Here is a 21,411-nt window from a genome sequence, read left to right on the forward strand (position 1 = left end):
CTACTCTCTGCATCTACTATGATGAGTTGCGTTCACATTCTTATTAGAAAGGAGAGATTTAATGTCTCGCTTTAACGACAATCAAAATAAATACTCCAATCCATGCTTTCCAACTAGCGCTGGACGAATTCCAACTACCCCAACGATTCCAATTACTAAAGCGCAAATTAGAACATTCCGTGCAATCATTAACGATTTAATAAAAATAATCCCTAAACTTTTCGCCAATCCATCTCCCAAAAACATTGAGGATCTAATAGATACATTGCACCTACTAAGCAAATTCATCTGTTCACTAGACACTACTTCCGCTCTGAAAGCACAAGGATTAGCCATCATTAAAAACTTAATAACTATATTAAAAAATCCAACCTTCGTAGCAAGTGCTGTATTTGTTGAACTTCAAATTTTAATTAATTATTTACTTTACATTACAAAGTTATTCCGAATTGATCCTTGTACACTCCAAGAACTCCTTAAATTAATTGCAGAGTTACAAACTACTCTAGTTAATTCAGCTTCGTTCGGCAGAGGACCTACTGGACCTCAAGGTAACACGGGCGTGACTGGTGCGACCGGACCTAGAGGTAACACGGGTGCTACTGGACCTCAAGGCGTTCAAGGTAACACGGGTGCTACCGGTGCTACTGGTTCCACTGGACCTCAAGGTATTCAAGGTAACACGGGTGCTACTGGACCTCAAGGTGCTCAAGGTAACACGGGTGCTACTGGACCTCAAGGTGCGCAAGGTAACACAGGTGCTACTGGACCTCAAGGCGTTCAAGGTAACACGGGTGCTACCGGTGCTACTGGTTCCACTGGCCCTCAAGGTGCTCAAGGTAACACAGGTGCTACTGGACCTCAAGGCGTTCAAGGTAACACAGGTGCTACGGGTGCTACTGGTTCCACTGGACCTCAAGGTATTCAAGGTAACACGGGTGCTACTGGACCTCAAGGTATTCAAGGTAACACGGGTGCTACTGGACCTCAAGGTATTCAAGGTAACACAGGTGCTACTGGACCTCAAGGTGCGCAAGGTAACACAGGTGCTACTGGACCTCAAGGTATTCAAGGTAACACGGGTGCTACTGGACCTCAAGGTGCTCAAGGTAACACGGGTGCTACTGGACCTCAAGGTGCGCAAGGTAACACAGGTGCTACTGGTTCCACTGGACCTCAAGGCGTTCAAGGTAACACGGGTGCTACCGGTGCTACTGGTTCCACTGGACCTCAAGGTGCTCAAGGTAACACAGGTGCTACTGGACCTCAAGGCGTTCAAGGTAACACAGGTGCTACGGGTGCTACTGGTTCCACTGGACCTCAAGGTATTCAAGGTAACACGGGTGCTACTGGACCTCAAGGTGCGCAAGGTAACACAGGTGCTACTGGTTCCACTGGACCTCAAGGTGCGCAAGGTAACACAGGTGCTACTGGATCTCAAGGCGCTCAAGGTAACACAGGTGCCACTGGACCTCAAGGTGCGCAAGGTAACACGGGTGCTACTGGATCTCAAGGCGCTCAAGGTAACACAGGTGCCACTGGACCTCAAGGTGCGCAAGGTAACACGGGTGCTACTGGACCTCAAGGCGTTCAAGGTAACACAGGTGCTACTGGTTCCACTGGACCTCAAGGTATTCAAGGTAATACAGGTGCCACTGGACCTCAAGGTATTCAAGGTAACACGGGTGCTACCGGACCTCAAGGTGCTCAAGGTAACACGGGTGCTACTGGACCTCAAGGCGCTCAAGGTAACACAGGTGCTACTGGTTCCACTGGACCTCAAGGCGCTCAAGGTAACACGGGTGCTACTGGACCTCAAGGTATTCAAGGTAATACAGGTGCCACTGGACCTCAAGGTATTCAAGGTAACACAGGTGCTACTGGTTCCACTGGACCTCAAGGTATTCAAGGTAATACAGGTGCCACTGGACCTCAAGGTATTCAAGGTAACACGGGTGCTACCGGACCTCAAGGTGCTCAAGGTAATACGGGTGCTACTGGACCTCAAGGCGCTCAAGGTAACACAGGTGCTACTGGTTCCACTGGACCTCAAGGCGTTCAAGGTAACACAGGTGCTACTGGTTCCACTGGACCTCAAGGTGCGCAAGGTAACACAGGTGCTACTGGACCTCAAGGCATTCAAGGTAACACAGGTGCTACTGGACCTCAAGGCGCTCAAGGTAACACGGGTGCTACCGGACCTCAAGGCGCTCAAGGTAACACAGGTGCTACTGGTTCCACTGGACCTCAAGGCGTTCAAGGTAACACAGGTGCTACCGGTGCTACTGGTTCCACTGGACCTCAAGGTGCGCAAGGTAACACAGGTGCTACTGGACCTCAAGGCATTCAAGGTAACACAGGTGCTACTGGACCTCAAGGCGCTCAAGGTAACACGGGTGCTACCGGACCTCAAGGCGCTCAAGGTAACACAGGTGCTACCGGACCTCAAGGCGCTCAAGGTAACACAGGTGCTACCGGACCTCAAGGCGCTCAAGGTAACACAGGTGCTACCGGACCTCAAGGCGCTCAAGGTAACACGGGTGCTACCGGACCTCAAGGCGCTCAAGGTAACACGGGTGCTACCGGACCTCAAGGTGCGCAAGGTAACACGGGTGCCACTGGTATAGGAGTTACCGGACCTACTGGACCTTCTGGTGGGCCTCCTGGACCTACTGGACCTCAAGGTAACACGGGTGCTACCGGACCTCAAGGTGTTCAAGGTAACACGGGTGCCACTGGACCTCAAGGTGCGCAAGGTAACACGGGTGCCACTGGACCTCAAGGTGTTCAAGGTAACACGGGTGCCACTGGACCTCAAGGTGTTCAAGGTAACACGGGTGCCACTGGACCTCAAGGTGCGCAAGGTAACACGGGTGCTACCGGACCTCAAGGTGCGCAAGGTAACACGGGTGCTACCGGACCTCAAGGTAACACGGGTGCTACCGGACCTCAAGGCGCTCAAGGTAACACAGGTGCTACCGGATCTCAAGGCGCTCAAGGTAACACGGGTGCTACCGGACCTCAAGGTGCTCAAGGTAACACGGGTGCGACCGGACCTCAAGGTGCTCAAGGTAACACAGGTGCGACTGGTATAGGAGTTACCGGACCTACCGGACCTTCTGGTGGGCCTCCTGGACCTACTGGACCTCAAGGTAACACGGGTGCTACCGGACCTACTGGACCTAGCTTCCCAGTAGCAACAATCGTTGTAACAAACAACATCCAACAAACAGTAATCCAATTTAATAACTTTATTTTTAGTACTGCAATTAACGTAAACAATATTATCTTTAACGGCACAAATACAGTTACTGTTATTAACGCTGGTATTTATGTAATTAGCGTATCTATTTCTACAACTGCGCCAGGATGCGCTCCACTTGGAGTAGGAATTTCAATTAATGGAGCAGTCGCTACTGACAACTTCTCTTCAAATCTAATAGGCGACTCACTTTCATTTACTACAATCGAAACATTAGCTGCCGGAGCAAACATTTCTGTCCAATCTACTCTTAACGAGATTACGATCCCTGCAACAGGAAACACTAACATTCGTCTTACTGTATTTAGAATCGCTTGAATTTCACTATTTATTGTTTATGACAAATAAAAAAAAGAGCGAGAAACTGAACTGCACCCCAATTGTTAGACACAGTCTAACAATTGGAGGTGCAGTTTTTCTATGGCTAAATTTACAGCTGATGAAAAAATACAAATCGTTCTACGTTATTTGAACGGAAATGAAAGTTATCGAGAAATGGGTAGAGCGATCGGTATAAGTGGCACAATCATTTTGAATTGGGTAAACCAATATAAGCAGAATGGTGTGGAAGCTTTTCTAAAACGATGTACAAATTACACACAACAATTTAAACTAGACGTACTAAACTTTATGATTGAAAACGGTATGTCCTTATTTGAGACGGCAGCTATCTTTAACATTCCTGCCCCTTCAACGATTTCTGTTTGGAAAAAACAACTCGAAACACAAGGAATTGATGCCCTTCAATCTAAAAAAAAGGGGCGTCCATCCATGAAAAAAGAGTCAAATAAACAAGTAAAACAAGCTTTAGCTGAAGGGTCAGTCGAAGCACTTGAAGCACGTATTAAACAGCTTGAAATGGAAAATGAGTACTTAAAAAAGTTGAATGCCTTAGTTCAAAACAAGGAAAAGTCACTAAACAAGACAAAGCGCAAGTAGTCTATGAATTAAGGCATAAATATTCGGTGAAGGCACTCGTGGAGTTAGCTACTATTCCACGAAGCACGTATTATGATTTAGTAAAGAAAATGAATCGCCCAGATGTAGATGCCGATTTGAAAGCTGAGATTAAAGTGATTTATGAGGAGAATGAAGGTCGTTATGGCTACCGTCGCATTCGTGATGAGTTAGCGAATCGTGGTCAGAAAGTGAATCACAAAAAGGTGCAACGTATTATGAAAGAGCTTGGATTAAAGTGTGTTGTGCGTATGAAGAAATATAAATCCTATAAAGGGAAAGTCGGTAAAATTGCACCCAATATTTTAGAGCGTAATTTTTATGCAGATGCACCGAATCAAAAATGGGTAACAGACATCACAGAGTTTAAATTATTTGGAGAAAAACTGTATGTATCACCTGTATTAGACTTGTATAATGGTGAGATTATTACCTATACAATTGGTTCTAGACCGGCGTATTCACTTGTTTCAGAGATGTTAGAGAAAGCATTAGAACGTTTACCTGAAAACCACCAGCTACTGATGCATTCGGATCAAGGATGGCATTATCAAATGAGACAGTACGTCCGTACACTTGAATCAAGAGCTATCGTACAGAGTATGTCTCGAAAAGGAAACTGTTACGACAACGCAGTAATAGAGAATTTCTTTGGGATTATGAAGTCGGAGTTCCTCTATATAAAAGAATTTGAATGCATAGAGCATTTTAAAATAGAATTAGAAAAATATATAGATTATTATAATAAGAAACGGATTAAGGCAAAATTAAAAATGAGCCCGGTACAATACCGGACTCATTTGGATCAAGTAGCCTAATGAAATAACCGTGTCTAACTTTTAGGGGTCACTTCAAACTCGCTCTTTTTTTGTTATGTACAATAATTCATTACTACTCTAATTCAATTGAAACATTTTTTTGTGGTACAAATGTAGAAATTGCATGTTTATAAATAAGCTGTTGCTTACCTTCTGTTTCCAGCAGGACTGTAAAATTATCAAATCCTTTAATTAATCCACGAAGCTGGAAACCATTTAATAAGTACAGCGTAACGAACGTATTCTCTTTACGGAGTTGATTTAAAAACTGATCTTGAATATTGATTGATTGCTTCATGTCGAATCCTCCTCTTTTTCTCTACTTACTATTATTCGACTTTAGTTGTAGCTTTCCTTCTATGTATCGTAAAATTTCTGACGTTTTTTCACCATCAGTAACATCGAACCACGTGACATCCATCTTATTACGGAACCACGTTAATTGACGTTTTGCATAACGGCGTGAATTCGTCTTTAATTGTGATACCGCTTCTTCTAAAGATACACGATTCTCAAAATAATCATATATCTCTTTATAACCAATCGCTTGAATAGATTGACAATCTCGCACTCCTCTTTCATGTAAACCTTTTACTTCTTCTAATAAACCTTGTTCAATCATTAGGTTAACACGTAAGTTAATGCGATCGTATAGCATTTCTCGATCCATTGTCAAGCCAATTAATGAAACATCGTACAGTAACTCATTTTCTTGTTTTTCGAGCTGGTTACTCATTTTTTCACCCGTCGTGTGAAAAATTTCTAACGCCCGAATAACACGCCTTACATTATTGGCATGAATACGCTCCGCACTTTCTGGATCTACTTCTTGCAACTTTTTATGTACATATTCCACACCGTGTTCTAATGCTAACTTTTCCATCTGTTCTCGGTATGTAGCGTCCCCAGCCTCATCTGTAAACTGGTAATCGAATAGAACAGATTGTATATAGAGACCGGTTCCACCAACAATAATTGGTAATTTCCCGCGCTCTGTAATTTCTCGAATGCACTTACGGACACTTTCTTGAAATTCCGCCACAGAAAATGAATCTTCCGGATCTTTTATATCAATCATATAATGTGGAATTCCGTCCATCTCATCTGTCGTCACCTTTGCAGTCCCGATATCCATCGTACGATAAATTTGCATGGAATCACCACTAATAACCTCACCATTCAACGCTTTTGCAAGATCGATACTTAATTTCGTCTTTCCGACAGCAGTTGGCCCAATGATGACAGCAACTTTTTCACGTTGCACTTCTCCCATATCATTCAACTCTCTTTATGTAATATACTCCATCTATTGATTATACCCAATCTTACCAATTTTAACGGCATGATTGCAAGTTCTTTGAATCCAGTACATGAAATTACACAAAAAAAAGAGCATAGCTTGTCCAATTCTGCATATACATGATAAAAAATAGCTCGGAGAGGGTGCAATGACTATGAAACAAGCGACTATCGATTTTCCATTATTAATAAAAGACCTTATTTTAGCTACTGCTACAAAAGAACAAAATTGTTCACAAGAAGAATTATACTTCGCACTAAATTGTTTACTACGTTCCTTTCATTCTACTCTTCAAGAAACAACATTACATCCAGAAAATAAAAATACAGAGTATATGCAAACTCAATTTTGCACCGCGTATAAAATTATTACAGGTAAAACAATTTACCCTTTTCAATAATTCTTATATAAAAAAAGCGGCCGCTTAGACATTTTCAAGCAGCCGTTTTTTATTTTAATAAATTATTTTATAACTTTCACTTTAACGGATTTACGACCCCAACTATCAGCAGTGCTATCTGAACCAACTAAAACATCAATACGGTTTCCTTTAATCGCGCCACCAGTATCTCCAGCAATTGCTTCTCCATATCCTTCCACCCACACTTTTGATCCGAGAGGAATTACTTTCGGATCAACAGCAATAACTTTCATATTTGGATTCGCTGTTAAATCATGCCCCATCGCAGTTAACACACGACCACCATATGTGCCATTTTCACTCGGGTGAGCTGTGTAAGCTGTCGCTTCTACTGTTATTTCACGACCAGCAGGTTCACTTGTTTCAGTAGATTTCGCCACTGGCTTAGTTGCCGGCTTCGCTTGCGCTACTGGTTTACTTGATGCTCCACTTTTAACTGCTTCCTTTCCGTTAACTGCCGTATCATTTTTAGCCGGCGCTTTCACCTTAACTGATGTATCATTTTTAACCGCCGTTTTCACCTTAGTTGGCGCTTCATCTTGAGCTGGAACTTCTTTTCTTTCAATAACAGGTGCTGTACCTGTTAAAAATGGTATGTGAACATACGCCGCTTTCCCGCCATATTCGAATTGTAACCATTCGTTTTGTACTTGATTTGTCGTTTCAATCAAGTCATCTTTTTTAAGCGTGCCAAGAATCTCTGAATCAGTATTCGCTCCAGCACGAATGTTTAATACGTTTGCTGTTACATAATAAGAACTTTTCGTAAACTCAGCACTTACAAAAGCTTCTTTACCATCTAATTTAATTTTGGACCATCCGTTTTCTGTATTTATAACATCTAATTTATTTCCACTTAACATTTTACCTACAAGTTTTGATTCTACAGTTGGGTTTTCTCTAACGTTTAATACATCTGTTGTTACAATCGTTTCCGCTTTAGCAGAACCTGCAAAAATCCCAAGACCAAAAACTGCTGCTGTTGCTATACCTAATAATTTTTTCATGAATAGCCTCCATTTGCTTTGTTTTCGTGTTCTCATTATAGCAACAGTTTTTGGTAGAATTTCGAAAATCACACAATTACAAAGCATTCGTAATAAACGATTAATGATTTGTAACATAAATTTCCATATTAAAGAATTGTATTTCTACCAAAATTAGCAATAGTTTTCATATATTTCTCACAAATCAGTATAAGAATTTTTTCCAGAAAAAATTACAGTATTACTTTTTTGTTACAAAAAAATCACTTTTCATTACATCTTTTACCAAAATCCATCATAATCCAATTATTAAATTACTTTTTGTAACGAAAAAGGAACAACTCCTATTAGCTGTCCCTTTTTATCTTTTATTTAACTTTCTTCTTCCAAACACCTATCATAATAGCTGAAACAATCGTCCCAATTAATATAGAGAAAATGTATAGCAACGGTTTATTCACTAATGCGATAACAAACAATCCACCATGCGGTGCCGGCAATGTAATTTGGAATAACATAGATAAGGCACCCGCGATACTTGAACCAACAACACAGCTTACTATTACTCGAACCGGATCGGCAGCTGCAAATGGAATCGCACCTTCTGTAATAAACGATGCTCCCATAATATAATTTGTTAAACCAGATTTACGTTCTGCTTCTGTAAATTTTGTTTTAAAGAATGTGGTTGCGAATGCAATCGCAAGTGGCGGTACCATACCACCAGCCATAACTGCTGAGTGCACTCCAAAATTCTGTGCTTCTATTGCAGCAATACCAAATGTAAATGCCGCTTTATTAATTGGACCACCCATATCAATTGCCATCATACCGCCCAAAATAAGACCTAATAATATAGCATTCGTACCGTTCAAACCATTTAACCATCCTGTTAACATTTCATTTAATGCTACTACAGGCGGATTTACTACTTTTTGCATAACAACTCCTGTAATCAACAATCCAAAGACTGGATATAACAAAACAGGTTTAATTCCTTCTAACTGTACTGGTAATCCTGAAAATAATCTTTTCAATCCTAAAACAACATATCCAGCTAAGAAACCAGCAATTAATCCACCTAAAAATCCCGCATTCGCTTGTGCTGCTAAAAACCCACCGACAACGCCAGGCATAAAACCAGGTCGATCAGCAATAGAACTTGCAATAAATCCAGCTAAAATAGGTACAAGGAATAAAAAGGCTCCTTTTTCTCCACCGCCAATATTCATTAATATTTCAGCAATAGGACCTTCCGCCTTAATTCCACCGAACATAAATGCTAATGCAATTAAAATTCCGCCACCAACAACGAACGGAAGCATATTACTTACACCGCTCATTAAATGCTTATAAATTCCTAGCCCTTTTTCTTTCTCTACATTTTCTGCCTTCCCATTCTCTTTGACACCTTTAAAGATTGGTGCATCTTGTTTTACAGCTCTATTAAGAAGGACTTCAGTTTTTCTAATACCATCAGCTACTGGCACTTGAATGACATACTTCCCAGCGAAACGGTTCATTTCTACCTGTTTATCTGCCGCAACGATAATCGCTGTTGCGCGTTCAATATCCTCTTTCGTTAAACCGTTCTTTACACCTGTTGATCCATTCGTTTCAACTTTAATCGCTATTCCTAACTCTGCTGCTTTTGCTTTCAAACTATCCGCAGCCATATATGTGTGAGCGATACCAGTCGGACAAGCTGTAACAGCTAATACGTATGGCTCATTCCCTTCCGGCTTTGCTACTTCAACTTCTTCGTCTTCTTTTTCATTCTCTTTTTCATCAAATAAACGGAGAAGCTCATCCTCATCCTTTGCTTCTAATAATTGCTTGCGGAACCCTTCATCCATCAATAACGTAGAGAGACGAGATAACGTTTCTAAATGAGTATTATTCGCCCCTTCACTCGCAGCAATCATAAAAAACAGATGTGTAGGCTGTCCATCAAGCGACTCATAGTTGATACCGCTTACACTTCTACCGAAACAAATCGATGGTTGTTTAACGGCATTCGTCTTCGCATGAGGTATAGCAATACCTTCACCAATTCCAGTTGTACTTTGTGACTCCCGCTTTAAAATAGCTTCTTTAAATTCAGTTTTACTATTTAAACGATTTGCCCCGTTTAATTTTTCAACTAATTCATCTATGACAGCTTCTTTATTTGAAGCTGTCAAATTCATAATGACTGTATCCCTTTTTAATAGTTCTGTAATTTTCATATGTTGCTTCCCCCTATCGCTTAGCTACAATTACTTGCGACAATAATTCTTCTACCTTTTCCTTTGTACATAAATCCGCCGAGAATGCTGTTGCACTTCCTGTTGCAACGCCATATTGAAATGCCTTTTCAATATCTTTTGTCTGTTCATATTTACCTACAAATCCTGCAACAAGAGAATCTCCGGCCCCAACCGAATTAATTACAACACCTTTTGGAACAGTTGCTTCATATATACCTTGTGCCGTAAATAATAAAGCCCCATCTCCAGCCATTGATACGATAACATGCTCTACACCTTGTTCAACTAATTTTCTTCCAAACGGTAAAACATCTTCTACTGTTGAAATCTCTACTCCAAATAACTCACCAAGTTCATGATGATTAGGCTTTATTAAAAATGGTTTATTTTTAATTACATGCTGCAGCGCACTTCCACTTGCATCGACTACTACGCGAATACCTTTCTCAGCTCCGAGCGCTGCGATTGATTCATAAAAAGTAGTTGAGATAGACGCCGGTACACTTCCAGCTAGTACAACACAATCTCCCTGCCTCATACTTTCGATTTGTTTCATTAATTGTTCAAATTGTTCATTTGTCACATTAGGACCTTGCCCATTTAATTCTGTCTCTTCTTGCCCTTTTATTTTCACATTAATTCGTGAATCACCGTCTACTTGGACGAAGTTTGTTGTTACACCTTCCGCCTGTAATACATCTTTAATAAATCGACCGGTAAATCCACCAGTAAATCCAAGCGCTACATTTTCAACACCTAAACGATGAAGAACACGAGAAACGTTAATGCCTTTCCCTCCAGGAAATTTCATATCTTTCTCTGCTCGATTTACCGCGCCTAAATCGAAAGAATTAACTTGTACTACATAATCAATAGATGGGTTTAAAGTAACTGTATAGATCATTGTTTATCAGCCTCAATTACATTGGTTTGTCTTTTATATTTTTCTAAATCAATTTCTAAATGGTTTGTAATAATATTCGCTTCTTCAACATTGGCAATTTTCGCAAATGCAACTTCTGAGAACTTACTTTCATCAATTAAGAAATATCCTTCGTTCGCAAATGTTAATGCCATTTGTTTTAAAAGTGCCTCTTCTGGATCTGGAGTTGTAAAACCAAGCTGTTCATGTACACCATTTGCTCCTAAGAAACATTTATCAAAACGGTACTTTTGCATACTTTCCTGTGCCATAGCACCAATTAAAGCTTTCGTCCTACTCTTCATCATCCCGCCCAGTAAATACGCACGAATATTATTTTCAACTAAAGCTTCAATATGCATAAGTCCATTCGTAACGACTGTAACATCTTTATTTATTAAAAATGGGATCATTTCAAATGTTGTACTTCCTGCATCTAAATAAACGCAATCCCCTTGTTCAACAATACTAGCCGCATACTTGGCAATTTGTTGTTTTATTTGAATGTTTTTGGATGATTTTTCAATCATCGTTGGCTCCTGTCCTTTTCCTGTTAAAACAGAGGCACCACCATGAACTCTTTTTAATAACCTTTGTTTTTCTAATTGTGCTAAATCACGACGAATTGTCGATTCAGAGCTTTCTGTTCTTTCAACTAATTGCTGCAATTTAACAACTTTTTGTTCTTTTACAAGTTGCAATATCATTTGATGACGTTCAGGAGTTAACATTTTCTTCACCTCTTCTTTGATTACAGTATAATGAAAACGATCACAAAAATCAACCATAAACAGTCAAAAATAATCACTATCAATCAAAACCGGTTATAAACAAAAAAAGAAACCTATTTGATACAACAATCAAATAGGTTTCTTCTCTCGCTTCACTTATAAAGAAGCTTTATAAATTGCAAGAACATCATCTTTATTTAATTTTTTAAAGTTACCGAATTCACCATAAGCCATCGCTTTATCCGCCATTAAGTCAATTTCATTTTCTCTAATAGCGTAATCAGCTAATGTTACTGGAGCTTCAATTGAAGTCCAAAATTGACGTAACGCCTCAATTCCCTCTAATGCAACCTCTTTATCTGTCTTCCCTTCTGTTTCTACATCGAATACACGAATAGCGAACTGTTTAAAGCGACTCACATTTTCATCTATAACATGCTTCATCCAGTTCGGGAATAGAATCGCGAGTCCGCCCCCATGCGGTATGTCATGAACAGCAGAAACTGCATGCTCAATATTATGAGTTGCCCAGTCTCCTTTTACTCCCATCGCTAAAATGCCGTTTAACGCCATAGTACCACAATATAAAATGGTCTCCCTATGCTCATAATTTTCTAGATCACTTAAAAGCTTAGGAGCTGTTTCAATTACTGTTCTTAAAACAGATTCACAATAACGATCTTGTAATTCTGTATTCATGCCGTGATGGAAATATTGCTCTAATACGTGCGACATAATATCGACCATACCATAAATCGTTTGATCTCTCGGCACAGACGAAGTATGTAGTGGATCTAAAATTGAAAACTGAGGGAATGTAACTGGACTGCCCCAGCCGTACTTTTCATTCGTTTCCCAGTTTGTAATTACAGATCCTGCATTCATTTCAGAACCTGTTGCCGCAAGAGTGAGTACAGTACCGAACGGTAACGCCTTGCTAGCAAATGATTTTTTCGTTACAATATCCCATACATCTCCATCATATTTACTACCAGCAGCAATCGCCTTCGTACAGTCGATTACACTTCCTCCGCCAACCGCTAAAATAAATTCGACTCCATTGTCTTTACAAATTTGAATCCCTTTCTTTACTGTTGATAAACGAGGATTCGGTTCAACTCCTGTCAACTCAAATACTTCCGCATTTATATCCTTTAAAATAGAAATCACATTATCATAAATACCATTTCTTTTAATACTGCCTCCTCCATACACGAGAAGAACTTTTTTACCGAACTGTGGAATTTCCGTTTTTAACTGCTCTAACTGTCCTTTACCAAAAATAAGTTTTGTCGGATTACGAAATACAAAATTTTGCATATATCTTTACCATCCCTTCTATATAAAAAGCAACTATACTTTTGTATACCACAATTTTTTCATTTCACAAAAATATTTGCCTAATAAAAAAATCCCAGCCTACAGGCTGAGATTTTTTTTATTGATAATAAGGTGAGATCATTAAGTAAACAATAACACCAGATAAACTTACATATAACCAAATCGGCATCGTCCAACGTACAATTTTACGGTGACGTGTTAATTGGTTCGTAAAACCAAACACAAGTGCAAACAATGCAAGCGGTACAATAATTGCTGCAAGGATAATATGTGTAATTAAAATGATGAAATACACATATTTAATGAATCCTTCTCCGCCAAAATGTGTTGCTGGCGCCAAGTAATGATACGATAAATAAGAAACACAAAATAGCAACGTCGTTGTAAATGCTGCTAGGATGAAACCACGGTGCATTTTCACATTCTTCTTAATAATAGAGTATAAAGCTGCTAATAAGAATACGAACGTAAAGCTATTAAAAATTGCATTTAACATTGGTAAAATTGTTACATCAAAATGTACTTCTCCTTCATAGCCAACAGGTCCAAAGAACAAAAATAAAATAATCGCATTTACAATTACAGAAAGCGTTATCACAATAGGAGCATAGCTTTTCTGATTCGTTGATTGATCCACCAAAATGGTCACTCCTCTTCCTTCAAATATGTATACGTAACCTCACTATTTTAACATATTATTCACAGTGTAAATGTGACAATAGTTTGACACAGTAAGACAGGGCAAAGAAAAAATCCTTCTTAACAATACTTCTTAAGAAGGATTTTATCGCTTTATTATTCAAATAGCAATGCGATTAGTTTTTGTTAAAAAACGTACTGCTATACGCTTGATATATTTCAGACACTTGATATCCCATTAATGAAATTGCTGTTAATGAAAAGAAACCAATCATAAGAAATCGAAACCACATATAAATCTCCTCCTTGTATTTAGCTTAAAAAGCAGTCGCTATATTACAAGTTGAGTGGCACTCTTCATCGTCACTTTCCTTTTTCTTTACAATTGCTGTTATAAATCGAATCATAAAGAAAATTACAAAAGGAAATTGTTCATAATTTACCTTGGCATAGTTTGGCAACGGCTCGCGCTGCACATCGAACGGAGATGAGAAGGAATAGAACATACCTTGCTCTTCCATATATACAATTACAATTTTCATACAAAACATTATTCCTAGAAATGAAACAATATCTTGCCATTCTGTCGTATATAAAAAGTTATACAGCTCTAATACGTACTCTTCCATCTTCATCCCCCCTTCCTTTTTTACCATTTTGCTCGCCTTCATATAAAAAGTCAAGAAAAAAGTTTATATTCACTATGACAATAGTAATTACTTGTTTCTATGATTATATATGATTCTTTTATAGCAATGATTGGGTGTAACTCTCTTCTAAAACAAGAAATTAGAATCGAACAGATTCCTCATTCTTACTTTTAGGATTCAACAATGTACTATTTTTATTTCTATTAAAAATAAAATAAGAAATTATTATAAGAACAGTAACAAGCATCGTTAAAAGCGCTTGTGAACGTAAAGATTCAATTGCGAGCATGGCAACTAAAACTGCTATAATCGCAGCAATTGTAACATATGTTACATATGGAAAAAGCCACATTTTCACTTTCAAATTTTGTTGTTCCGCTTTCCCCATTTTTTTACGTATCTTGAAATGTGAAACTGCTATAACGAGATAAACGAGTAACGCAATCCCGCCAGATGCATTCACTAAAAATAAAAATACTTTATCTGGAGATATGTAACTAAAAACAACTCCAATGTAAGCAAAGAAAGTTCCAAATAAAACCGCCCGAACTGGAACACCACTACTATTCAATTTCAAAAATGCCTTTGGCGCATCTCCTCTTTCTGCCATTGAAAAAAGCATTCTTGAGTTCGTATATAAACCCGAATTTAAACAAGAAAGTACAGCTGTTAAAACGATAAAATTCATAATTTGCGCTGCCGCTGGTATCCCTATATGTTCCAGTACCGCCACAAATGGGCTTTTTAGTATGTTCGCCGAATTCCACGGAAGGAGTGTAACAACTACAGCGATCGATCCAATGAAAAATACGAGAATACGCCAAATTACACTATTTGTTGCTGTTTTGACTGCCTTTACAGGTTCGGCAGACTCTCCAGCGGCCACTGCAACAATCTCAGATCCCATAAATGAAAATATAACGACGGTGATTCCAAGTAACACCGAACTTATACCATTTGGCATAAATCCTCCTTGACCTACCAAATTCGAAGTGCCAGGTGCTTCCGTTCCTGGTACAAATCCTAAAATAACAGCTAGTCCAAGACAAAGGAACAAAACAATACTTATTACTTTAATAAATGAAAACCAATATTCAAATTCTCCAAATGATTTCACCGAGAAAACATTCGTCAACGTTAATAAAATCGTTAATATTAAGCTTAATAACCAGAGTGGGATTTCTGGAATCCAGTATTGAATAATACCAGCACCTGCTGTAGCTTCTATTGCAATAACAATTACCCAGAAAAACCAATATAGCCACCCAATTGTATAACCTGCCCATGGACCAATTGCCTCTCTTGCATATGTTGCAAATGAACCACTTGTCGGATTAATAGCTGCCATTTCTCCTAGCATTCTCATAACGAAAATAACTAGAAGTCCTGCTAATGCATATGAAACGATAGAACCTGGACCTGCTGAATGCACAACCGCACCACTTCCAACAAACAAACCAGCTCCTATTACGCCACCAATGGAAATCATTGTAATGTGGCGTATTTTGAGGTCTTTCTTAAGATTTTTATCCAACTCTTGTACATCCCCTTCCAAACTTAATTTTGAAATTTACGTAAGAGTATTATTTGAAAAATCTTATCCTATACTTTAAAACATATCAAAATATTCTGAATTTAACAATCGTAATTCGACCTCCTTCAAAAATTATTTCATTAGGTTTAATAATTTCCCATACACAATTGTTGAGAAAATTATAGTCACCTTACAAAAGAATGAATTTTCAGATATCATTAAATAAACAAGATTATACATCTAGACAACTTTTTGTATAGGAGTGTTGATATGTTAAACAAGTTTAAATTCATTTGTTGTACTTTAGTAATTTTCTTACTGCTACCGCTAGCTCCCTTTCAAGCACAAGCAGCAAACAATTTAGGGTCAAAATTACTCGTTGGATATTGGCATAACTTTGATAACGGTACTGGCATTATTAAATTAAAAGATGTTTCACCAAAATGGGATGTAATAAATGTATCTTTCGGTGAAACTGGTGGTGATCGTTCCACTGTTGAATTTTCCCCTGTGTATGGTACAGATGCAGAATTCAAATCTGATATTTCCTATTTAAAAAGTAAAGGAAAAAAAGTAGTTCTTTCAATAGGTGGACAAAATGGGGTCGTTTTACTTCCAGACAATGCTGCTAAACAACGTTTTATTAATTCCATACAATCTCTAATCGATAAATACGGTTTTGATGGAATAGATATTGACCTTGAATCAGGTATTTACTTAAACGGTAATGACACTAATTTTAAAAACCCAACAACTCCTCAAATCGTGAATCTTATCTCAGCAATTCGAACGATTTCAGACCATTACGGTCCAGATTTCCTATTAAGCATGGCTCCTGAAACAGCTTATGTTCAAGGCGGCTATAGCGCATATGGAAGCATCTGGGGTGCATATTTACCGATTATTTACGGAGTGAAAGACAAACTAACATACATTCACGTTCAACACTACAACGCTGGTAGCGGGATTGGAATGGACGGTAATAACTACAATCAAGGTACTGCAGACTACGAAGTCGCTATGGCAGATATGCTCTTACATGGTTTTCCTGTAGGTGGTAATGCAAATAACATTTTCCCGCCTCTTCGTTCGGATCAAGTCATGATTGGACTTCCTGCAGCACCAGCGGCCGCTCCAAGTGGCGGATATATTTCTCCAACTGAAATGAAAAAAGCTTTAGATTATATCATTAAAGGAATTCCTTTCGGAGGAAAGTATAAACTTTCAAATCAGAGTGGCTATCCTGCATTCCGTGGCCTAATGTCTTGGTCTATTAATTGGGATGCAAAAAACAACTTTGAATTCTCTAATAACTATAGAACATATTTTGATAGTCTTTCCTTGCAAAAATAATAAAAAACAACACTAGGTTTTATATGACCTATTGTTGTTTTTTATTTATGTAAATTACTTTTTCACTTCTACATGATGAAGAAATTCTTTTCCATCTCTTGAATAACTATTCACAAGACTTAAAAGCAACTTCCCACCAACCAACATCGCACGTTCATCAAAATCGAATTGAGGATGATGGTGTGGATATGTTGCCCCTATTTCTTCATTACCGGCACCTGTGAAGAAAAATGCTCCTGGAACATGTTCTAAGTAGTATGCAAAATCTTCTCCGCCCATAATAGGTGGTACTTCCATGACCCTTTCTTTGCCAAGATCGTGTTCCGCAACCGTCATAAAATGACGTGTTTCAGCTACATGATTTATTAATATTGGATATCCTCGTTTATATTGAATATTAACTTCAGCATGAAGGGACTGACAAATCCCCTCAACAACTCGTCTAAATTCCTTCTCCATATATTCTCTCACTTCAGGATCTAACGTTCGAATGGTTCCTGTAAACGTAGCAGTATCCGCAATAATATTATCGGCTTGCCCGGCATGGAATGTACCAACTGTTAAAACTGCTGATTGAAGTGGATCGACTTTTCTACTCACTAAAAGTTGCAACTGATTAATAACTTGTGTTGCAACGATAATAGCATCTACAGTATGATGTGGCATACCGCCGTGACCGCCTCGCCCTTGAATCTTCACTTCAAAAGTATCAGCTGCCGCCATCATTGCTCCAGCTTTCGTTCCAACAATTCCTAAAGGCATCTGAGAAGATAAATGTGTACCAAAAATAACATCTACTCCTTCTAAACAACCATCCTCAATCATGGCAATTGCTCCGCCAGGCTCTTTCTCTTCTGCATGTTGATGAATAAGGACTATTTTTCCTGAAAGTTGGTCTCTGTTATCACTTAATATTTTTGCAACTCCTAAAAGTGTTGCTGTATGTCCATCATGGCCACAAGCGTGCATTACACCAGGAACCTTTGATTTATATGAAACTTTCTTTTCATCTTGAATAGGTAGTGCATCAAAATCAGCACGTAGCGCCATCGTCTTCCCAGGTATTCCACCTTCAATTACGCCGATTACCCCTCTTCCCCCGACATCTGTTTTCACATCAATATGAAAACTTTTTAAAATTTCAGCTATTTTTTTCGGTGTTTCTATTTCTTGAAACGATAGCTCTGGGTATTGATGAAAATCTCTTCGCCACGAAACCATTTGATTATATAAACTTTCCAATTCTTTATGCCATGTTTCTATCATAGAAATTCCCCTTTCTTTTTAACAGTTTAAATAAAAAATACATAATATTATGTATTTAATCAATAAAAAAAGAGAACTTTCTTTAAAAGTACTCTTAATTCTTCAAAATATTAAACGTTCTACTTCAGTCACTACTTTTCTTCAATACAAACAGTGAAAGTTCCGGTACACTCAAAAATCTAACAGGCATTCGGGTTGTCCCAATACCACGATTTACGTATAAATGTAACAGCTTACTCTTCCCTTCTAATTCATACATACCTTCAACATGACTCTCAGCTAGTTTTGTAGTAATTAAAGGACCTACAAAAGGAATTTGAACTTGTCCTCCGTGACTATGTCCTGACATTTGAAAATCGACTGGATAACGAGATACTTTATCTACAACATCCGGCTCATGTATTAATAGCATATTGAAATCTTGTTGTCTTAAGTTTTTTAAAGTCGAGTCTATTTGTGGCTTCCCTAATAAAAAATCATCCAAACCTGATATTGTAATATACTTGCCGTTTTCCGCTTTAATTTTCTGCACTTCATTTACTAACACAGAAAAACCAGCTTCCTCCATATACTTTTTGTAAAATAAACTACCGCCCCCACCTCTATCATGATTCCCAAACACAGCATATTTTCCTAGGGGAGCTTTAATTTTCTGCAAAATAACCTTTGCTTCTTCTCTTTCCGCACTATAGGATCCAAACTTATCTATTAAATCTCCTGTAAAAACTACTATATCTGGATGTAATTCATTCATCTTCTCCACCAAATTTTCTAGTTGTTTCAATGTAAAATCTGGTCCTAAATGTAAATCTGAGAACTGCAATATTTTTTTATTATTAAACTCTTTAGGAATTGTAGGAGCTTCTATTTCATTCCACGTAACTGTTACTAGTCTTCTTTCTATTTCAGTCGCATAGAAATACAAACTTACTGGTATCATTAATATACTTATGAAACTAATAATAAATATCTTTACGATTGATTTTTTTCGTTCTTTTTTTACATGATGCGTATTCATGTTTTCACCTCTAAAATCACTTTAAATCCTTATTGTTACATTAATGTGACAACATGAACAATGTTCGTTATATCCAATTTCAGCCCCACTCACTTTGACAAATTTATACAGAAATCATATCATATTTTTATCATACATAGATTCTTTAAAATGTTTCTTCTATTCATTCCATCATTCTATTAAGGAGAGGTTATTCATGTCTGTATTTACACCAGAAGAAATTACGGAACTTGCTGCTAATTCTGGAAGAAAAAAAGCTCATTTATCATTGCTCCCTATGCTAATTCTCGGTTTTTTTGGTGGTGCTTTCATAGCATTAGGATATTTACTTGATATCCATGTTATCGGAACAATGCCAAAATCTTTGGGATCATTTACTAGCTTTTTAGGTGCTGCCGTATTCCCTATCGGTCTTATACTCGTTATCCTTGCAGGCGGTGAATTAGTAACTGGCAACATGATGACCGTTTCAATGGCATGGCTTCACAAAAAAATCGACTTATTTCACTTCATACGAAATTTAGTTATTGTTACGTTTAGCAACTTCATAGGTGCTATATTCGTCGCTTATTTTTTTGGTCATATCGTCGGCTTAACGGAGGGAGCTTTTTTAGCAAAAACAGTTACTATTGCACAAGCTAAACTACAAGATACACCACTGCAAGCCTTCATTTCTGCAATCGGGTGTAATTGGCTCGTTTGTTTAGCTGTTTGGCTCAGTATGGGAAGTAAAGAATTTATCGGAAAGATTGTCGGTATTTGGTTCCCTGTTATGACTTTTGTTGCGATTGGATTTCAACACGTTGTAGCCAATATGTTTGTCATCCCAGCTGCAATTTTTTCTGGTCATTTAACTTGGGTTGAATATTTTCCAAACTTCATTTTTGTTTTCTTCGGAAACTTAGTAGGGGGTATGTTATTTGTAGCATTACCTTATTTCATATCTTATAATAAGAAACTACCTTCCAATAAAGAGCAAACTGCATTAAAGAAAAAATCTGTATCCGCTTAAATTGAATGTCTATAAATTGGTCCTAAAAAATATTACAAATTTCATTTTTTTTGCGAATATATGTACGTACACTTGTTCTCGAATGTTTTATACGTTATAATAACAACTTAAATAGCATTATTTACATATGAGGTGAAAAACATGAATAAGACAGAATTAATTAAAAACGTAGCACAAAACGCTGAGATTTCTCAAAAAGAAGCTACTGTAGTTTTACAAACTGTAGTAGAATCAATCACTAACTCTTTAGCTGCTGGCGAAAAAGTACAACTTATCGGATTCGGTACATTCGAAGTTCGTGAAAGAGCTGCTCGTACAGGTCGTAACCCACAAACGGGTGAAGAAATGCAAATCGCAGCTTCTAAAGTACCTGCTTTTAAAGCTGGTAAAGAACTAAAAGAAGCTGTAAAATAATGAAAAATAGCCTTCTCATTTATGAGAAGGCTATTTTTTTCATGACATAATTAATAAAAATCTGACCATTATGTTGCTTATTTTGTTCCTTTATGCAAATAAAACCTTTGCTTTCAAAGAAAGGTTTTGCTGTAATACTCGCCTCTGTATATATATCCCTATGCTGCAAGTTCACTGCTTCTTTTTCTAACTTCTGTAGTATGTATGATGCTATCCTTTTTCCTTGATAATCTTTATGCGTAAATAAGCGATCTACGTAATGATCATCATTATAATCCCCAAATCCCACTATCACACCTTTATAATCAGCAACGTAACAAATATTCTTTTCTAAAGACTGTAGCCATCTCTCTCTATCTAGTCGCTCTGGGGCCCACGCCTGTAGCTGTAACTCGTTATAATCTTTTGCATTCACCGTATGAACCGTTTCATAGAATAATTGTAATACTTGCTCTAAATCCTCTTTCTGGAATGTTCTAATTTTAATATCTTTAAACATATGTAAAACTCCTTATCAAACTAACTCTTTTATTTCGGT

General features: G+C 38.0%; 19 protein-coding genes. 6 read left to right on the top strand and 13 right to left on the bottom strand.

What is annotated here, in order from left to right; genetic code table 11:
- Positions 1-61 precede the first annotated feature (61 nt).
- Positions 62-3,580, top strand: coding sequence for a Gly-Xaa-Xaa repeat protein (locus tag JFU23_RS31335; RefSeq protein ID WP_201031633.1), 3,519 nt, complete (start codon positions 62-64; stop codon positions 3,578-3,580).
- A 102-nt stretch (positions 3,581-3,682) separates the two neighbouring features.
- Positions 3,683-5,037, top strand: a protein-coding gene (locus JFU23_RS06410; RefSeq protein WP_157404958.1) for an IS3 family transposase whose coding sequence is annotated in 2 segments (ribosomal slippage) — positions 3,683-4,136 and positions 4,136-5,037 — 1,356 coding nt in all. Because the reading frame shifts where the segments join, the coding sequence is not laid out codon by codon here.
- Between the two features lie 73 nt (positions 5,038-5,110).
- Here JFU23_RS06410 and hfq read toward each other — a convergent pair.
- Complete coding sequence (gene hfq / locus JFU23_RS06415) at positions 5,111-5,335, bottom strand: RNA chaperone Hfq (protein WP_000813896.1); 225 nt, start codon at positions 5,333-5,335, stop codon at positions 5,111-5,113.
- Between the two features lie 21 nt (positions 5,336-5,356).
- The gene (miaA, locus tag JFU23_RS06420; RefSeq protein WP_201031634.1) at positions 5,357-6,310 is read right to left on the bottom strand and encodes a tRNA (adenosine(37)-N6)-dimethylallyltransferase MiaA; all 954 of its coding nucleotides are present in this window, start codon (positions 6,308-6,310) and stop codon (positions 5,357-5,359) included.
- A gap of 181 nt (positions 6,311-6,491) precedes the next feature.
- Here miaA and JFU23_RS06425 point away from each other — a divergent pair, with 181 nt between their 5' ends.
- Positions 6,492-6,737 (top strand): hypothetical protein, encoded by a 246-nt coding sequence (locus tag JFU23_RS06425; RefSeq protein ID WP_002014695.1) that lies wholly within the window; start codon positions 6,492-6,494, stop codon positions 6,735-6,737.
- A gap of 62 nt (positions 6,738-6,799) precedes the next feature.
- On the opposite strand, the gene entD is transcribed toward JFU23_RS06425, so the two are convergent.
- From entD to gabP, 8 genes are all read right to left on the bottom strand, one after another.
- A complete protein-coding gene (gene entD, locus JFU23_RS06430) occupies positions 6,800-7,765 on the bottom strand; it encodes a cell wall-binding protein EntD (RefSeq protein WP_201031635.1) in 966 nt (321 codons plus the stop codon).
- A gap of 347 nt (positions 7,766-8,112) precedes the next feature.
- Positions 8,113-9,972, bottom strand: coding sequence for a PTS fructose transporter subunit IIABC (locus tag JFU23_RS06435; RefSeq protein WP_201031636.1), 1,860 nt, complete (start codon positions 9,970-9,972; stop codon positions 8,113-8,115).
- A 13-nt stretch (positions 9,973-9,985) separates the two neighbouring features.
- Positions 9,986-10,897, bottom strand: coding sequence for a 1-phosphofructokinase (pfkB, locus tag JFU23_RS06440; protein WP_033709381.1), 912 nt, complete (start codon positions 10,895-10,897; stop codon positions 9,986-9,988).
- A complete protein-coding gene (locus JFU23_RS06445) occupies positions 10,894-11,646 on the bottom strand; it encodes a DeoR/GlpR family DNA-binding transcription regulator (RefSeq protein WP_002128628.1) in 753 nt (250 codons plus the stop codon). Before JFU23_RS06445 ends, pfkB begins: the two co-directional genes overlap by 4 nt.
- 156 nt (positions 11,647-11,802) lie before the next feature.
- Positions 11,803-12,966, bottom strand: coding sequence for an iron-containing alcohol dehydrogenase (locus JFU23_RS06450; RefSeq protein WP_201031637.1), 1,164 nt, complete (start codon positions 12,964-12,966; stop codon positions 11,803-11,805).
- Between the two features lie 118 nt (positions 12,967-13,084).
- On the bottom strand, positions 13,085-13,627 hold the full coding sequence (locus JFU23_RS06455) for a DUF420 domain-containing protein (RefSeq protein WP_000228316.1): 543 nt from the start codon (positions 13,625-13,627) through the stop codon (positions 13,085-13,087).
- Positions 13,628-13,943: 316 nt separating this feature from the next.
- Positions 13,944-14,282, bottom strand: coding sequence for a hypothetical protein (locus JFU23_RS06460; protein WP_172796640.1), 339 nt, complete (start codon positions 14,280-14,282; stop codon positions 13,944-13,946).
- Between the two features lie 133 nt (positions 14,283-14,415).
- Positions 14,416-15,810 carry a GABA permease gene (gene gabP / locus JFU23_RS06465; protein ID WP_000360102.1) on the bottom strand — a complete coding sequence of 465 codons (1,395 nt, stop codon included), beginning with the start codon at positions 15,808-15,810 and terminating at the stop codon, positions 14,416-14,418.
- 270 nt (positions 15,811-16,080) lie between these two features.
- On the opposite strand from gabP, the gene JFU23_RS06470 reads away from it, so the two are divergent.
- On the top strand, positions 16,081-17,163 hold the full coding sequence (locus JFU23_RS06470) for a chitinase (RefSeq protein ID WP_002087965.1): 1,083 nt from the start codon (positions 16,081-16,083) through the stop codon (positions 17,161-17,163).
- A gap of 54 nt (positions 17,164-17,217) precedes the next feature.
- Here JFU23_RS06470 and JFU23_RS06475 read toward each other — a convergent pair whose 3' ends face one another.
- Both JFU23_RS06475 and JFU23_RS06480 read right to left on the bottom strand, forming a co-directional pair.
- Positions 17,218-18,429: a M20 metallopeptidase family protein gene (locus JFU23_RS06475; protein ID WP_149190845.1), complete on the bottom strand. Its 1,212-nt coding sequence runs from the start codon at positions 18,427-18,429 to the stop codon at positions 17,218-17,220.
- 124 nt (positions 18,430-18,553) lie between these two features.
- A complete protein-coding gene (locus JFU23_RS06480; protein ID WP_201031638.1) occupies positions 18,554-19,447 on the bottom strand; it encodes a metallophosphoesterase in 894 nt (297 codons plus the stop codon).
- Positions 19,448-19,643: 196 nt separating this feature from the next.
- On the opposite strand from JFU23_RS06480, the gene JFU23_RS06485 reads away from it, so the two are divergent.
- Together JFU23_RS06485 and JFU23_RS06490 are read left to right on the top strand one after the other, a co-directional pair.
- Positions 19,644-20,459, top strand: a complete 816-nt coding sequence (locus JFU23_RS06485; protein WP_061688522.1) for a formate/nitrite transporter family protein — start codon at positions 19,644-19,646, stop codon at positions 20,457-20,459.
- Positions 20,460-20,600: 141 nt separating this feature from the next.
- Positions 20,601-20,873: an HU family DNA-binding protein gene (locus tag JFU23_RS06490; RefSeq protein ID WP_002033657.1), complete on the top strand. Its 273-nt coding sequence runs from the start codon at positions 20,601-20,603 to the stop codon at positions 20,871-20,873.
- Between the two features lie 19 nt (positions 20,874-20,892).
- Here JFU23_RS06490 and JFU23_RS06495 read toward each other — a convergent pair whose 3' ends face one another.
- Positions 20,893-21,372, bottom strand: a complete 480-nt coding sequence (locus JFU23_RS06495; RefSeq protein WP_002033656.1) for a GNAT family N-acetyltransferase — start codon at positions 21,370-21,372, stop codon at positions 20,893-20,895.
- Between the last annotated feature and the right edge of the window lie 39 nt (positions 21,373-21,411).

Source organism: Bacillus sp. TH50 (assembly GCF_016650565.1).
GTDB lineage: Bacteria > Bacillota > Bacilli > Bacillales > Bacillaceae_G > Bacillus_A > Bacillus_A mycoides.

Excerpts from the sequence above, each read along its gene's own strand:
- JFU23_RS31335 (WP_201031633.1), top strand. The coding sequence starts at position 62 with ATGTCTCGCTTTAACGACAATCAAAATAAATACTCCAATCCATGCTTT.
- hfq (WP_000813896.1), bottom strand. The coding sequence starts at position 5,335 with ATGAAGCAATCAATCAATATTCAAGATCAGTTTTTAAATCAACTCCGT.
- miaA (WP_201031634.1), bottom strand. The coding sequence starts at position 6,310 with ATGGGAGAAGTGCAACGTGAAAAAGTTGCTGTCATCATTGGGCCAACT.
- JFU23_RS06425 (WP_002014695.1), top strand. The coding sequence starts at position 6,492 with ATGAAACAAGCGACTATCGATTTTCCATTATTAATAAAAGACCTTATT.
- entD (WP_201031635.1), bottom strand. The coding sequence starts at position 7,765 with ATGAAAAAATTATTAGGTATAGCAACAGCAGCAGTTTTTGGTCTTGGG.
- JFU23_RS06435 (WP_201031636.1), bottom strand. The coding sequence starts at position 9,972 with ATGAAAATTACAGAACTATTAAAAAGGGATACAGTCATTATGAATTTG.
- pfkB (WP_033709381.1), bottom strand. The coding sequence starts at position 10,897 with ATGATCTATACAGTTACTTTAAACCCATCTATTGATTATGTAGTACAA.
- JFU23_RS06445 (WP_002128628.1), bottom strand. The coding sequence starts at position 11,646 with ATGTTAACTCCTGAACGTCATCAAATGATATTGCAACTTGTAAAAGAA.
- JFU23_RS06450 (WP_201031637.1), bottom strand. The coding sequence starts at position 12,966 with ATGCAAAATTTTGTATTTCGTAATCCGACAAAACTTATTTTTGGTAAA.
- JFU23_RS06460 (WP_172796640.1), bottom strand. The coding sequence starts at position 14,282 with ATGGTAAAAAAGGAAGGGGGGATGAAGATGGAAGAGTACGTATTAGAG.
- JFU23_RS06470 (WP_002087965.1), top strand. The coding sequence starts at position 16,081 with ATGTTAAACAAGTTTAAATTCATTTGTTGTACTTTAGTAATTTTCTTA.
- JFU23_RS06475 (WP_149190845.1), bottom strand. The coding sequence starts at position 18,429 with ATGATAGAAACATGGCATAAAGAATTGGAAAGTTTATATAATCAAATG.
- JFU23_RS06480 (WP_201031638.1), bottom strand. The coding sequence starts at position 19,447 with ATGAATACGCATCATGTAAAAAAAGAACGAAAAAAATCAATCGTAAAG.
- JFU23_RS06485 (WP_061688522.1), top strand. The coding sequence starts at position 19,644 with ATGTCTGTATTTACACCAGAAGAAATTACGGAACTTGCTGCTAATTCT.
- JFU23_RS06490 (WP_002033657.1), top strand. The coding sequence starts at position 20,601 with ATGAATAAGACAGAATTAATTAAAAACGTAGCACAAAACGCTGAGATT.
- JFU23_RS06495 (WP_002033656.1), bottom strand. The coding sequence starts at position 21,372 with ATGTTTAAAGATATTAAAATTAGAACATTCCAGAAAGAGGATTTAGAG.